Annotated in this window: 16 protein-coding genes; 10 read left to right on the forward strand and 6 right to left on the reverse strand. The window is 70.9% G+C overall.

What is annotated here, in order from left to right:
- The first annotated feature begins 239 nt into the window (after window positions 1-239).
- From ACH0A8_RS01130 to ACH0A8_RS01160, 7 genes are read left to right on the forward strand one after another with little or no spacing between them, the layout of a single operon-like run.
- Window positions 240-563, forward strand: coding sequence for a hypothetical protein (locus ACH0A8_RS01130; protein WP_209823184.1), 324 nt, complete (start codon window positions 240-242; stop codon window positions 561-563).
- Entirely contained in the window at window positions 560-1,357 is a 798-nt protein-coding gene (locus ACH0A8_RS01135) for a hypothetical protein (protein ID WP_402714577.1), read from the forward strand. Before ACH0A8_RS01130 ends, ACH0A8_RS01135 begins: the two co-directional genes overlap by 4 nt.
- Window positions 1,350-2,495: a hypothetical protein gene (locus ACH0A8_RS01140; protein ID WP_402714578.1), complete on the forward strand. Its 1,146-nt coding sequence runs from the start codon at window positions 1,350-1,352 to the stop codon at window positions 2,493-2,495. Before ACH0A8_RS01135 ends, ACH0A8_RS01140 begins: the two co-directional genes overlap by 8 nt.
- Window positions 2,492-2,740 carry a hypothetical protein gene (locus tag ACH0A8_RS01145; protein ID WP_402714579.1) on the forward strand — a complete coding sequence of 83 codons (249 nt, stop codon included), beginning with the start codon at window positions 2,492-2,494 and terminating at the stop codon, window positions 2,738-2,740. Before ACH0A8_RS01140 ends, ACH0A8_RS01145 begins: the two co-directional genes overlap by 4 nt.
- Window positions 2,712-3,410, forward strand: coding sequence for a plasmid mobilization protein (locus tag ACH0A8_RS01150; RefSeq protein WP_402714580.1), 699 nt, complete (start codon window positions 2,712-2,714; stop codon window positions 3,408-3,410). The genes ACH0A8_RS01145 and ACH0A8_RS01150 overlap by 29 nt, the downstream gene beginning before the upstream one ends.
- Complete coding sequence (locus tag ACH0A8_RS01155) at window positions 3,407-4,672, forward strand: hypothetical protein (RefSeq protein ID WP_402714581.1); 1,266 nt, start codon at window positions 3,407-3,409, stop codon at window positions 4,670-4,672. The genes ACH0A8_RS01150 and ACH0A8_RS01155 overlap by 4 nt, the downstream gene beginning before the upstream one ends.
- 35 nt (window positions 4,673-4,707) lie before the next feature.
- Window positions 4,708-5,790 (forward strand): hypothetical protein, encoded by a 1,083-nt coding sequence (locus ACH0A8_RS01160; RefSeq protein WP_402714582.1) that lies wholly within the window; start codon window positions 4,708-4,710, stop codon window positions 5,788-5,790.
- Window positions 5,791-5,896: 106 nt separating this feature from the next.
- On the opposite strand, the gene ACH0A8_RS01165 is transcribed toward ACH0A8_RS01160, so the two are convergent.
- Both ACH0A8_RS01165 and ACH0A8_RS01170 read right to left on the reverse strand, forming a co-directional pair.
- Window positions 5,897-7,441 carry a recombinase family protein gene (locus tag ACH0A8_RS01165; RefSeq protein WP_402714583.1) on the reverse strand — a complete coding sequence of 515 codons (1,545 nt, stop codon included), beginning with the start codon at window positions 7,439-7,441 and terminating at the stop codon, window positions 5,897-5,899.
- 116 nt (window positions 7,442-7,557) lie between these two features.
- Window positions 7,558-8,184, reverse strand: coding sequence for a TetR family transcriptional regulator C-terminal domain-containing protein (locus ACH0A8_RS01170; protein WP_066652727.1), 627 nt, complete (start codon window positions 8,182-8,184; stop codon window positions 7,558-7,560).
- A gap of 147 nt (window positions 8,185-8,331) precedes the next feature.
- On the opposite strand from ACH0A8_RS01170, the gene ACH0A8_RS01175 reads away from it, so the two are divergent.
- On the forward strand, window positions 8,332-8,697 hold the full coding sequence (locus ACH0A8_RS01175; protein WP_144411241.1) for a hypothetical protein: 366 nt from the start codon (window positions 8,332-8,334) through the stop codon (window positions 8,695-8,697).
- A 99-nt stretch (window positions 8,698-8,796) separates the two neighbouring features.
- Window positions 8,797-9,144 (forward strand): hypothetical protein, encoded by a 348-nt coding sequence (locus tag ACH0A8_RS01180; protein ID WP_066652733.1) that lies wholly within the window; start codon window positions 8,797-8,799, stop codon window positions 9,142-9,144.
- A 99-nt stretch (window positions 9,145-9,243) separates the two neighbouring features.
- Here ACH0A8_RS01180 and ACH0A8_RS01185 read toward each other — a convergent pair whose 3' ends face one another.
- Together ACH0A8_RS01185 and ACH0A8_RS01190 are read right to left on the reverse strand one after the other, a co-directional pair.
- Entirely contained in the window at window positions 9,244-9,531 is a 288-nt protein-coding gene (locus ACH0A8_RS01185) for a hypothetical protein (RefSeq protein WP_066652736.1), read from the reverse strand.
- A 312-nt stretch (window positions 9,532-9,843) separates the two neighbouring features.
- Window positions 9,844-10,620, reverse strand: coding sequence for an isocitrate lyase/phosphoenolpyruvate mutase family protein (locus tag ACH0A8_RS01190; protein ID WP_066652738.1), 777 nt, complete (start codon window positions 10,618-10,620; stop codon window positions 9,844-9,846).
- A gap of 112 nt (window positions 10,621-10,732) precedes the next feature.
- On the opposite strand from ACH0A8_RS01190, the gene ACH0A8_RS01195 reads away from it, so the two are divergent.
- Window positions 10,733-11,920 (forward strand): MalY/PatB family protein, encoded by a 1,188-nt coding sequence (locus ACH0A8_RS01195; RefSeq protein WP_406906179.1) that lies wholly within the window; start codon window positions 10,733-10,735, stop codon window positions 11,918-11,920.
- Between the two features lie 123 nt (window positions 11,921-12,043).
- Here the strand turns inward: ACH0A8_RS01195 and ACH0A8_RS01200 are convergent, their stop codons facing one another.
- Window positions 12,044-12,241: a hypothetical protein gene (locus ACH0A8_RS01200; protein ID WP_209683687.1), complete on the reverse strand. Its 198-nt coding sequence runs from the start codon at window positions 12,239-12,241 to the stop codon at window positions 12,044-12,046.
- A 17-nt stretch (window positions 12,242-12,258) separates the two neighbouring features.
- Window positions 12,259-12,522 (reverse strand): hypothetical protein, encoded by a 264-nt coding sequence (locus ACH0A8_RS01205; protein ID WP_209683684.1) that lies wholly within the window; start codon window positions 12,520-12,522, stop codon window positions 12,259-12,261.
- Between the last annotated feature and the right edge of the window lie 528 nt (window positions 12,523-13,050).

Genomic DNA, 13,050 nt, shown 5'->3' on the forward strand with positions numbered 1-13,050 from the left:
CGCGCCCTGGACTTCCGTCACGGCAGCGCCGGGTTGCCCGCAGGGTGAAGTACACGGTCGCAATCGATTGCGCGCGGTTGTGCTAGCCTCTTCGTCAGTCAATAAGCCCCGCCCTCACCGGCGAACCGGGATGAGGCTGGCGTGAGGCCCTGGGTCCTATGACACCCTGGCTCCTGAGGATGGGAGCAGCTCTGAGCAACGCCACAGAGTGAAACTTCGATTTCGAAGGGTCACTCGTAGTGTCTCGTTGCTCCCCAGGCGTCATCACGCCCGCCCGTCTCTCGATCCCGGCTGCGGCTGCTCGCCAGCAGGTCGCGCCCATCACCGTCCAGCGTCGCATCCGCGCGGGCGTCCTCCCTGCCGTACTTGTCGGCAAGCGATACGAAGTTGAGGTCGCGGACCTCGACCGCGTGTTCGCGCCGCGCCCGGTGGTGGCGGCGCGCAAGAGCGACGCGCTTCTCGCCGAGCTTGAGCGTGCCGCTGAGCGTGTCGCCGCCGAGGCGCCCCCACTGACTGAAGCGGCGCGTGAGCGTCTCCGTGACCTGCTCGGCGGTGTTCTGTGACCGCCGTAGCCCGCCTCGAGCCGGTCGATGACCGCCCGCAGGGCGGCCTCCAGGAAAGCCACGAAAAAACGCGGAAAGTCGGTGATCGCCTCTCAGAGGACGTCGCCGAGCGCCCTCTGACCGCCGAAAACCCGCATGAAATCAACGCATGCGAGGGCGGGGGACTCCTTGGGTCCCCCGCCCCCACGTCACCGAGTTCGGTCACCGAGAATCGAAACGCGGTGGTGCAGAACTCGGTGAGCGGCTATCTCGAGGTGGTCTCGACGCCCGACGAGATCGCCGCCGCGGCGGCGTTCTTCGCGGACGCGAAGGCAGCCGAGACAACGGGACAGCGCCAGCGCGCGAACCGGCAGCACGGCTCAGTCTTCGGCCTCATGCAGTACCGCCAGAACGCTCGCACGGGGCAGGTCATGCTCACCCAGGAGACCATCGATACCGGCCTGGAGCGGCTGCGGGATCTCGATGTCCTCGACCTGTACGCCGACGTCTGGCAGTCCCGCGACACCTACAACAGCAAGGGCGCGGCCGAGCGCACCGCCAAGGGTTGGGGCACCGTCAACCCGGGCGACCGGGTGCCGTTGCACTGGCACTGCGCGATCCTGCTCAAGCGGGGGTGCGATCTGACGATCCGACAGGTCTCGGACGCCTTCGAGATCCCTTCGGCCCGCATTCGCCTGCCGCGCGAAGCGCTCGGCGATGACGCGCCGAAGGGCCGCGGCGCGGCGCGCCGCGCGTTCCTCGACCTCTGCGCGTACCTCACCCACGAGCTTGTCGCGGGGGATCACAGTGTCTGAGGCCAAGCGGACGCCGAAGTTCGATGACGGCGAGGTCCGGGTCCGCTATGACGACTCGGAGGTGCGCGCCAACTTCGACCTGCGCGCGGCGCTCGAAGAGCACTTCGCCGCGCGCACGCGCAGCGGAGGCGGCGGGGGCGGCGGGCTCGCGGAGCGTAAGCGCAAGCTTCGCCGTCTTGTCCGTCTGGACGGGGTGACTCTGGACGAGGCGCGAGAGCTCGATTTCGACGCCTGGGCCGATGACCTTCCGCGCCTGCGCGCGATGCGCGATGACTACCTCGCAGACCCGGCGCACAGGCCCCCGATCGGCTCGGTCTTCACCAAGGGTGTCGTGATGATCTGCGCGGCGTCGGGGCATGGAAAGGGTGTGCTCGCCGATGAGACCGCGGCGCAGATCGTCACGCTGGCGCTGCTCGGTGGCGGTCGCCCGTGGTCGATCGCGATGCCCGCCGGGCGCAATGCAGTTGAGGACGTCAAGGGTGCCGAGATCGTCGTCCACGACGATGCGCGCTTCTGGCTCCTGCCCACGCACGACGAGTTCCTTCGGTGGCTCGACCCCAACCGCACGACGGCGGCGGCGACGCGCAACACCAACACCCCGGCGCCCGCGCCGCGGGCGATCCTGCTCACGACTTCGAACACGCTCGAAGAGTTCGCAATGACCGTGTTCACGAGGAAGCCGTCCGGCGACCTTGCGCAGAACGCGCGCTTCGAGCGCGGCTCGGTCGTGATCGACGAGCTTCTGCGGCGGATCGGGTGGCACGTCGAGATCCGCACACCCGAGTGGGTGCTAGAGCAGGAGGGTCGCATCGCGAAGCCGGACTTCCTGGCACTGCTGCGGGCCGAGATGGTCGTCTCGATCCATCGGATGGTCGTGGTGCCGGAACAGCGGCAGCGCGTCTACGCCCGCGACGGGTTGCTCCTGGGCGAGGCCTCGACGACCCGCAGGCCGCAGCTGATCGCAATGCTCCGAGGCGTCGAACCTGCCGCCCGCTTCCTCGCGATCTCCCTACTCAGCGAGTGCTCGCCCGACGTCTGGGCCGGGATCCCGGCCGACGAGGCACAGGCGCTCGGCGTCGAGCACCAGGCGATCCGCATCGACGGTCTCCAGCGCGCGGCCGAGGCGGTGGCCGCATGAGCGCCCTCGACGCCGAGATTGTCGCCGCGCAAGTCGCGGCCCGCAAGCGCCTCGCCCGCCTGCGCGAGAAGCAGCGCCGTGACCGCGCCCGGGTCGATGCCCGTGTCCTCACGATCCTCCGCGGCAAGCTCCGCCCGGCTGATCTCGCCGCGGTCGAGGCCGAGGCGCGGGCGCAGCTCGACGCCGAGGCTGCCGAGCGCTCGCGCCGCGCTCGCGATGCCCGACAGCGGCGGGCTGACTCGTGATGCTCGCGCAGCGCAGCATCGCGCACACCGTGGGTGCTCCCGTGCGACAGCACGGGAGCCCCGCGGTGTGCTTCGGCGTCGCAGCAACAGCGGCGCTCGACGTGCTCGCGCACGCGAGCACGAGGGGGTCGAGGGGGTGCCCCCTCGCAAGTGCACCGCGAGAACCGGCGCGCCAGCGCCGGGGGTCGCGCTGCCTGCTTGCGTACAGACTCCCGACCATTCCCCGCTGCTTCGCCCCGACAGCAGAGGACATCTCGTGACTCGCGCTGATCAGCAGCACCGTCCGCCCGCGCGCTCCTCCAGCGTCAAGGCCCGCGTGACCTCCGACGAAGCTCGCGCCATCGAGCAGGCCGCCGCGCTTCACGGTCTCCCCGTCGCCACCTTCGTTCGCGCCGCGGTTCTCGATGCCGCAGCGCCCGATGGAAGGCTGCGGCAGGCCGCGCAGCGGCACTTGCCCCCGCCTCCACCCATGCCGGTGCTCGACGCCGCCGACCGTGCGCGCCTCGCCGACCTCCGGGCCGCTATCGGCCGGACGGGCGGCCTCGCCAACTCGCTCGTGCGCCTCGCGCACCGCGGGGAGATCCGGGACGCATCCCTGGGCGTGGCCGTCCGCGACCTCGCCGCCACCTGCCGTCAGCTCGTCGCCCTGCTCGGCGGGAGCACGCGGTGATCTGCACAGTGGCGCCGGTCTACGATCTCGACGCTCGCGCCCTCTACCTCGCGCTCGGCGCTCCGGGCTCAGAGAAGCGACGCGGCCACGAAGAGGCGGGAACCGACCGGCTCGGCGCGGGGACGCTGATCGACGCTCCGTCGCTGTCGGCGTTCGTGGCCGAGGCTGAGCGGCTCACCGCGGGGCGCCGCGTGAAGGCGCAGGGCATCGTCATCTCGGCACCGACTTCGGAGCTTGACGCGACCAACGAGGACGATCAGCGCCTCATCGCGGCGATCACCGTCGAGGCGCTCCGCCGCGCCTACCCGGGTGCGCTCATCGCCGTGATCCCCCACGGGGATGGGGGCGCCGCCCACGCGCACGCTCTCGTCGTGAACGATCTCGCGGGCCGCGCCATTCGCGAGAACCGCACGCACTGGGCGCTGTCGAAGATCGTCGACGAGGTGACCCGCGAGCACGGGCTCTCCGTGATCGATGATCCGCAGCCGAAGATCGCCCCGCCGGAATGGGCCGCCCGGCGCGACGAGGTGCCGAGCTTCGATCGGCTGCTCGGCGACACCGTGGCCGACGTGCTCGGCGACGAGACCATCACGAGCTGGGCCGCGCTCCGGTTCGCGCTCGAAGAGCATGGCGTCACGGTCGAGCCGAAGTTGGTGCCGAACCGCGCGACGGGCGAGATCGTCACGGGCCTGACCTTCAAGATGCTCGACACGACGGGCGAAGGCAAGCCTCGCATCCGCCGCCGCAAGGCGTCATCGCTCGGCGCCGAGTTCACGCACGCTGCGATCGTGCAGCGCCTCGCAGGCCGTGTCGCTGAGCTGACGATCCCGCAGGCCGCGCAGCACGTCGCTGTTGTTCCCGGCCGCACCCGAGGGGATCTCGTCGGCGTCCTGACCGGCGTGCTGGCCTCCGGGCTGTTCGCGGTGCCGGGCCTGCCCGGCTACGCGCGCGCCGCGCTGAAGGTCGGCGTGACGGTGGCTCGCGCTCACCAGCGGACGGGCTTCTCGTATGCCTGGGCCGACTCCCCGCAGGCCCGTTGGCACGAGACCGAGCTGCCCGTCGAGCTGTCCGAGGATCACGTGCGCGCCCAGCTCGCCGAGGCCGAGATCATCCGCCAGCAGATCGAGGAGATCGAGGCCGAGGCTGCGAGCCCTCGCCGCCGTCGCCGCGCGGCGCTCCCAGACCTTCCTCCCGCCGCCCAGCGGCACGCCGAGGCGCAGCGCCTCTACCGCGAACGCGGCGCCCGCGCTCTCGGCGACTGACCAGCAAGACCCCAACAAGAAAGGCCCGACACCTCATGACGACAGCCGCACATCCTCTCGCGCTCCGCGCGCACGAGCTCTCCGCCACGGCCGCCCGCCGTCATCTCGCGCTGCTCGCCGCGCTGCCCGTCCCGTTCGCGGAGACACGTGCACGCGTCACGCGCGCGAGCTGCCACACGCTCACGGATCAGTTCGGCCCTGAGCGGGCTGTGCTCCGCGCTCCCAGGACCGCGCTCCCGGGCGTCGATCTCGTCCAGCTCCACGCGGTGACGACGCATCTCACCACGTATCTCGGCCGCACGCTCGCCGAGGTCATCGAGGCCGAGGAGGAGGAGTGGGAGCGTCGCCTGACCAGGGCCGGAGCCCTGCGTGTGGGCGCCATGCGCCGCCTGCTCGACGCCGAGCGTCTGCGGGCGGCGACGGTCGAGCACGTGGCCGAGTCGCTCGCGATCTTCGAGGTGCTCCCGGTGCGCCCGGCCGACTTCGACGTGATGCTTACCGAGGTCGCTCACGCCTCCGGCTTCGCCCCGGTGAACGGCGGATACCGTCTCCTTGACGGTGTGCGCCCGGTCGGTCCCCTCATCACGGATGGGGATCTCGGCGTCGGGCGCTCCCGGGCCGAGCTGGAGGTCTCAGCCGCCGATGCCGCCGACGAGTTCGCCGAGGTGTGGGAGCTGATCCTCGCGCTCCTGTGGTCGAGCAGCGGCAGCGACAGCATCGACTCGCTGCTCGATGACGCGAGTGCCCTCGGCGTCGAACTGGATGATTTCGGCCCGGCTACCGCCGACGACATCGATCTGGACGACCCCGACGAGGTGCTGCGGTTCGACTTCCGGAGGGCTGCACACCTGCACGCACAGGTCGCCCCTGCCCGTGAGGCGGCACGACAGCTCGCCAGGGGGGAGCGTGAGCGGGCCGCCGAGCGTGAGCGTCGTCAGCAGCGTTGGGCTGAGCATCAGGCTAAGCAGGCGCGCGAGCGCGAGATCCGGCGCCGCATCAGTAAGGCCGAGATCCGCGATCTGCGATTCGACCGCGACGCCACGCCCAACCACGACAACAGCGACGGCGACAAGCCCGGGCCTAAGAGCGACAAGGGCGACGACGGCTGGTCCTTGTAGCTGCGCACCTGATCCCCCCGCCGATGGCAAGGGCGTGCCCCGCGCGCCCGCGGCAGCCCACGAGCGCCCCGACCTTTACGGTTCGGGGCGCTCGTCTGCGCTCGCGCTACTTGAGCCAGTCAATGGCCACCGTGTCGGGGTTGAATGCCTTCACGCCGCGCGGGTGCCCGTGCAGGCGAATCTCGCAGAGCGCCTCGATGACGCCGCGCTGCGCGCCGAGGTCGGCCGCACCGAACGCTGCCACGGGGTCCTGCGCGCCGAGCACCGCGCCTGCGGTGGCGCTGGCTGCCAGACGCACGCGCTCGGCCTCCAGGACTGTGATCGCTGCTTCCTCGTAGTCGCGCACTCGCTTGAGGTCGCGGCCTTCGATCTCCTCGGCGTCGTAGTCGCGCTGAGCCCTCGCGATCTTCGCGCGATGTGCGCCGATCGCGGCCTTGATCTCGTGCAGTCGCGGCTCGTTGCGGTTCGGCAATAGGTCGGCCAAGTCGGGGCGTGCCAGGCGTGCACGGATGGCGGCGGTCACGTACGCGTCGATCTGCTCCCGGCTTCGGGTGACGTGCCCGGCACAACGGTATCGGCCCGTGTGGGCACGCACGCGCTGCTCGCACACGCCGCAGCGGTACAAGCCGCTGCCGAGGTGGCGGCGGTCGGTGCCGACGCGGTTCGTGACCCGCTCGGTGCTATCGAGCCGATCCTGTACCGCCGACCAAGAGCCCTCGTCGACGATGGGCTCCCACTGCCCGCGCACGGGCTCGCCCGTCTCGTCTCGAAGGATCGACGCACGCCACGCTCGCCGCTTTCCGCCGTCTGGCTGCCCATCCTTCGGTGTGTATGTCGAGTACCCGGCGTATCGCGGGTTTCGAAGTATGCCGAGCACCGTGCTCGGTGGCCACGGGGCGTCATCAGGCACGGGCCGCAGCTTCCGCTGCTTCTGTGTCGGAAGGGTCTTGTTCTCCTCCTCGCGCCGAGCGTTGCGCTCCAGGGTGATCGTCTGCGTGTGCCGGGGGAGCGCCGGTACCTTCGGCGGGATGCGCTCGCCGGTCTCGCCGGACAGAGCTGCCGCGATGGCTCTGAGCGAGCTTCCGCTGTTGAACGACGCGAAGATCGCCCGCACCGCCTCCGCCTCGCTCGGGATGATGTCTCCTGCGACGGTGTAGCCGACCGGACGCATGCCCTTCGGGGCCCGGCCTTGCGCTGCTCGTTGGGCTTGAGCGGCCGCCTGCCGAGCGGTCTTTCGCTCGACCTCAGAGCGGGCAACTGCGGCCTTCACGCGGGCGAACAGGCGTCCGCCATCGGTGGTCAGATCAGCTTCACCGTTGGCGGTCACAAGACGCAGTCCACGCGCCTCGGCGGCGTCGATCCAGTCCTCCAGCTGTCGAGGCTGGCGGGTGAGTCGGTCGAGATCCCAGCAGATGATCGCGTCGAACTCTCCCGCCTCGAATCCGCTCACCAGGTCGTCATATCCGGGGCGTCGCTTCGTCTTGTCCGTCGCGCTCCGTGACTGGTCGACGTACTCGCGGACTACCTCCCACCCGCGGGTCTCGGCGATGGCCAGGCAATCGGCGCGCTGCCGGTCGATGGCCAGGCCGTCCATCTCTCGATCCATAGAGATGCGAAGGTAGATCGCAGCGCGCGCGGGAGTCTCAGGCATGCGCCCACCGTACACCCGAGATGGTTATCCGCTACGAAACGTAGTGGAGTTCCGCTTCAACAACTGACCGGTACGCGGCGGCCGACGGCTGTCGGCCGCCGCGCTCGGAAGTCCGGTCAGGCCGTCTCGAGGTCCCACACCGGCGGCACGTACTCGCGCGACCAGCCCTCGCGGAGTCGGGTGACCGCGCGGTCGAACGACTCGAGCAGGTCCATCTCCGGCCGCACCATCGACTGCAGCTGCAGCCCCTCGTACGTCGCGAGGAGCTGCTCGGCGCCACGAGCCGGCTCCATGGTGCGCGGCTCCCGGCCGAGCTCGACGTCCCGCTGCAGGGCCGCCAGCACGAACCCGTGGAAGCGACGCCAGCGCAGGTGGAGCATCGGTGCGAGCGGGTGGTGCGGCGTCGCGGCGATGTTGAGCGTCGAGGTCAGGAAGCGCATGAGCGACGGGTCGGCGACGTTCGCGCGGACGATGGCGCGGAGGAACACGATCGTGCCGCTGCGCTCGGCGATCGGCAGCAGCGCGGTGGTCCGCTGGTCGTTCCACTGGTCGATGGTGGCGAGCAGGAGGCCGTCCCAGGTCGGGAACACCTCGGTGACGACGTCGAGCGGCTGCGACGCCTCGGTGGCCACGTGCTCGTACGACACCTCGTGCAGGGCGTTCGCGCGGAGCACACGGATCATCGCGTCGACGATCTCGACCCGGAGCAGCGCTGACGTGTCGAGGGGGTGGAACGATCGCATGGGTCCAGTCCACCGGGTGCGTGCTGCCCTGACCAGTCCCCAGAACTGGGAAGAGCCGATCTCCGCAGCCGCGCAGTCCCGGCGTGGCGGAGGAGCAGCGCGTCCCCCGGGGCCCGTCCGAGCTGAGTGCCCATCGAGGATGCAGCGTTGACTGGACCGATGAAGTACGTGGTCTACGGAGAGAACCGAGTGATGACCGGCGACGCGATCGCCGAGGCGGTGCTCGCCTACGCCGCTGCGCTCGGCGAGAACGGCACGACGGACATCGTCGAGATCCCGACCGCGGACGCCGAGGGCTACGGCACCACGGCGGAGGTCCTGCTCGGCCCGGCTTCCCAGATCATGGTCGAGGCGGCGCCGGACGACGAGCTGGAGCCCGAGGACGAGGACCTGGTCAACGAGCTCGGGCGCCGCATCGCGGTGGTGGGCGGCGGACGGTTCACGGACGCCGCGTCGTCGCACTCCGACGAGCCGGAGGCCAAGCGCCTCCGGACGGACCCGCCTGAGGTCTGACCGGCGCACGCCCCGAGGAGTGGACTGGCCACGGAACGCACACTCCAGACCTCCTCGCACACGCGGTACCTACTTTCGAGGGAGAGATGAGGAGGAGACGTGAAGTACATCAACTACGACGCGAGCCAGATCCTCACCGGGGACCTGATCGCGGACGCGGTCGCCGACTACGCGGCCGTCCTCGGAGCGAACTCGCGCACCGACACGATCACGGTGCCGAGCGTCGGTGACGACGGTTCGGTGTCGACGTCGATCCTGCTCGTCGGCCCGGCGAGCGAGCTCTGCGTGACGGTCGCCCCGGACGACGAGCTCGAGCCCGAGGACCCGGCGTTCATCCGTCGCCTGCGCGACGCGGCACGGCGTGCGGGTCCGGCGCTCCCGGTGAACGCGGACGGTGGCACGCGCTTCCGTGGAGCCGAGGGGCCGTCGTCGTACGGGCCGGCCTGACACCCCTAAGGCACAGACGACGAACGCCGCCGGCGCTGAGCCGGCGGCGTTCGTCGTGTGTGGACCGGGAACCGTGTGAGCGGTTCCGGCGGGTCCGACCTAGGCGGCCAGGGCGAGCTCGCCCTTGCCGACGCGGCGCGCGAGCAGGATGGTCCGGCTCGACTCGCCCCGCCAGGAGCGGCCGGGTACGGTCCAGCCGGCCTCGCCGTCGATGTCCACGCGTGCGTCACGCGTGACGAACAGGCGCAGGTCGTCGGCCGCGATGCGGACGAGGTACTCGCGCTGCGAGCGGTCGTCGCGGACCGGGAACTCGGCGATGCGGTCGGGGGAGACGGTGGGGGCCGCGAGTGCGGTCCCGGAGATGGTGATGCGGTCGTTGCTGGTCATGGTGGTGCGGTACTTCCTGGTCGTTCGGCACCCGGCCGTGCTCTGGTCGGCGGACTCCGTGGTCCGGCACGACGCATCGGCTGCGGGTGCGCACGTCGTGTCTCGACGTGCTGCTCGTCCGTTCGGATCGAGCGGTGGTCTCGGTGGAATGCGACCCGGCGGGTCGGTACGAGACGTGCTGGTGTGCGCGAGTCAGATGGGTTCGCTGCAGTGCACCAATGAGACACTATACGTCGCTTCGTCCGGAACGTCCAGCAAGACGGACGGGAGGCGCGGTGCGGGCGTGCACCGCGCCTTCCGTCCGGTGGGCCGTCAGTTCAGAGCGGGGGTGTCCTCCGGCACGACGCCGTCGCCGTACAGGTCGGTCGCCAGGTCGCGGAGCGCGCGCAGCGCGACGCGCTGCGTCAGCGGACCGTAGGAGATGCGGGCGACGCCGAGGGCCTCGTACTCGGCAGCCGGCAGGGCGCCCGGCAGTCCGATCACCGAGAGCTTGCCGCGACCGAGCCCGTCGACGAGTCGTTCGACCACGTCGCGCTGGATCGCACCCGGCACGAAGACGAGTGCGGCGCCGTTGTCGAGGAACGCCTTCCCGCGGGCGATGGCGTCCTCGATGCTCTCGTCGATCGGGCGGTCGCCACCCCGGGCGATCGCGTCGGTGCGGGCATTGAGCTGGAAGGCGACGCCCTCGGCCTCGGCTGCGGCGGTGATCGCGGCGACGCGGGCGACGGCCTCGTCGAAGGGACGGAGGCGGTCCTCGACGTTCGCGCCGACGATCCCGGCGGCGATCGCGCGACGGATCGTCTCGGCCGGGTCCGCGTACCCGTCGTCGAGGTCCGCCGTGACGGGCAGGTCCGTCGCGGCGGCGACGGTCGCGGCGCCCGCGAGGGCCACGTCGAGCGGCATCCCGCCGTCGTCGTAGCCGTGGCTCGCGGCGATGGAGTGCCCGGCGGTCGCGATCGCCTTCGTCTCCGGCAGGTCGCTCACGACCTTCGCGCTGATCGCGTCCCACACGTTCACGACGCGCAGGATCTCGGGGGCTTCGTGCAGCTGCTTGAGGGTGGTCGCCTTGTCGGCGGTGCTCGTGCTCATGGTGCCGAACCTACGTGGGCGGGCCTCGGCACGCACGGGAGGTGACCGCTGGACGACGCGGGATGACGGCCGGACTCGCACCGGGCCTCCCGGTCGATGCATGCTGGGACGCATGGCTGACGACGAACAGGACCCGGTCGGCACGCTCCGCGGGGTCCGCACGAGCATCAAGTGGACGCGCTACGCGCCCGACGTGCTGCCCCTGTTCGTCGCCGAGATGGACCACGACGTGGCGCCGGCGATCCGGCAGGCACTGGTCGAGCGGGTGCAGCAGTCCGACCTCGGGTACCTGGACGGCCCCGGGCCGCTCGCGCCGGCGTTCGCGCAGTTCGCGCGCGACCGGTGGGGGTGGGCGGTCGACCCGGAGCGTGTGCACCTGGCGACGGACGTCAGCGTCGGGATCGTCGAGTCGCTCCGGCTCGCGCTGCCCGAGGGCGGACGCGTCGCGATCACCCCGCCGGTGTACCCGCCGTTCTTCGAGCTCGTCGAGGAAGCACGATGTCGGGTCGAGGAGGTCCCGCTGACCGAGCAGTGGGGTGTCTACCGGCTCGACCTCGCCGGGCTCGAGCGCGCCTTCGCCGACGGCGTCCGGGTGTTCCTGCTCTGCAACCCGCACAACCCGATGGGACTCGTGCACGACCGGGCCGACCTCGAGGCGCTCGCCGAGCTGGCGGCACGGTACGACGTGCTCGTCGTCAGCGACGAGATCCACGCGCCGCTCACGCACCCGGGGGTCCGCTTCACCCCGTTCGCGATGGTCGCCGAGCAGCACGGCGCCCGCAGCGTCTGCGTGACGAGCGCGAGCAAGGGCTGGAACCTCGCCGGCGTGAAGTGCTCCGTCATGGTCGCGGGGGACGACCGGACCGCGGCGCTCCTCGACACGCTGTGGGAGGAGGTCGCCTGCCGCACGAGCATCCTCGGGCTGCACGCGAACCTCGCCGCGTTCACCCTCGCGACGGACTGGCTCGACGACGTCGTCGCCCGCATCGTCGCGAACGAGCGGCTGCTCGGGGCCCTGCTCGCCGAGCACCTGCCCGGGGTGGTCTACACGCGGCCGCGGGCCGGCTACCTGGCATGGCTCGACTTCCGGGGGATCGGCCTCGGGGACGACCCGGCGGTGCCGCTCCGTGAGCACGCGTACGTGGCGCTGAACTCCGGGCTCGGCTTCGGCGCCCAGGGGCGGGGGTTCGCGCGGCTCAACCTGGCGTGCTCGCCGGAGACCCTGCGCGAGGCCGTGCAGCGCATCGCGGCGGCCTACCCGTCGAGCGCGCAGGAGGGACTGGTCTGGCACGTCGCCTGAGCGGTCGGTCGCGCTCGGACGAGTCTCGGGCTCCGCGACCCGTCCCTGGCCCGGGCGCGAGGGACGTCGCGCAGCTCGAGCCTCACCGCGGGAGGACGCTCGCGGAGGAGCGCCGCGACAACGTCAGTCGGACAGCTCGTCGACGTACTGGTTGCGGCCGACGACGCGGATGCGCAGGTCGTCGTCGCGGTCCATCGCGAGGAACTCCCGTGCGACCGGACCGACGGAGGACCAGCGGAGCACCTCGGTGATCGGGGTCCCCTCGATGAACACCTGCCACACGCCGCGCTCACGGACGGCCTGCACCTCGTACGTCGCCATGCGGCGAGCGTACCGGCTCACGGCAGGCGCTTCTCGTACCACCGCATGGTCGGGACGGTCCCGTCCGGCTTCGCCCAGTCCGCGGGAGACCGGTGGGTCAACCGCCAGCCGCGGCGCTCGTAGAGCCGCCACGCGGTCCACGCCGAGCGGTGCCCGGGCGGGGTCAGCCACGCGACCGGATCGTCGGGCCAGTGCGCCGGGTAGCCGTCCTCGTCGTGCGTGCGCTGGAGCACCCGGACCAGGTGCTCCAGGTCGTCGTCGCGGCGCGGTCGGATGTGCACGATCGCGACGCTACCGTTATCCGGTGCCCGAAATAGCATGTCAGGCACTGTCAGGGACATTGGGTTGAGTCAGGTCGGCTGACAGCCCGGCCCGCAGGTGTCAGGGACTGGCTCCGGCAGGGACCGTCGCGTCGAGTCGAACGATGCGCTGGAGGCTGACGTCGCGCACGAAGCCATTGAACCGGCTCGACATCGACAGCCGGATACGCGTGAATCCTGTTTGATCGATGGAAGCCCGTCGCGGTTGACGGGATTTCTTGCTCCCGAGCGGGCGCGGACCACGGAACCTGGGCGCGCGAGCTGCTCTCGCGACGCGCGCTCCGAGCATGAGTCCTGGGGGAGTCGCCTTCTCGGTCCCGACCGGTCGCAGCCTGCTTCAAGTAGCGCGCCGTACAGCATATGCGAGTTCTGCTCGCCGGTTGACACTCGGCGTAGGCAAACATCTGGCTCAGGATGGACTGTAGCGACACTCCTGAAAGAGGTCAGCTTGTGCGCATTTGAACACGAGACGGTCAGGCGGCGGAGATT

This window comes from Curtobacterium sp. 179-B 9B NHS, from assembly GCF_045370965.1.
Classification (GTDB): Bacteria; Actinomycetota; Actinomycetes; order Actinomycetales; family Microbacteriaceae; genus Curtobacterium.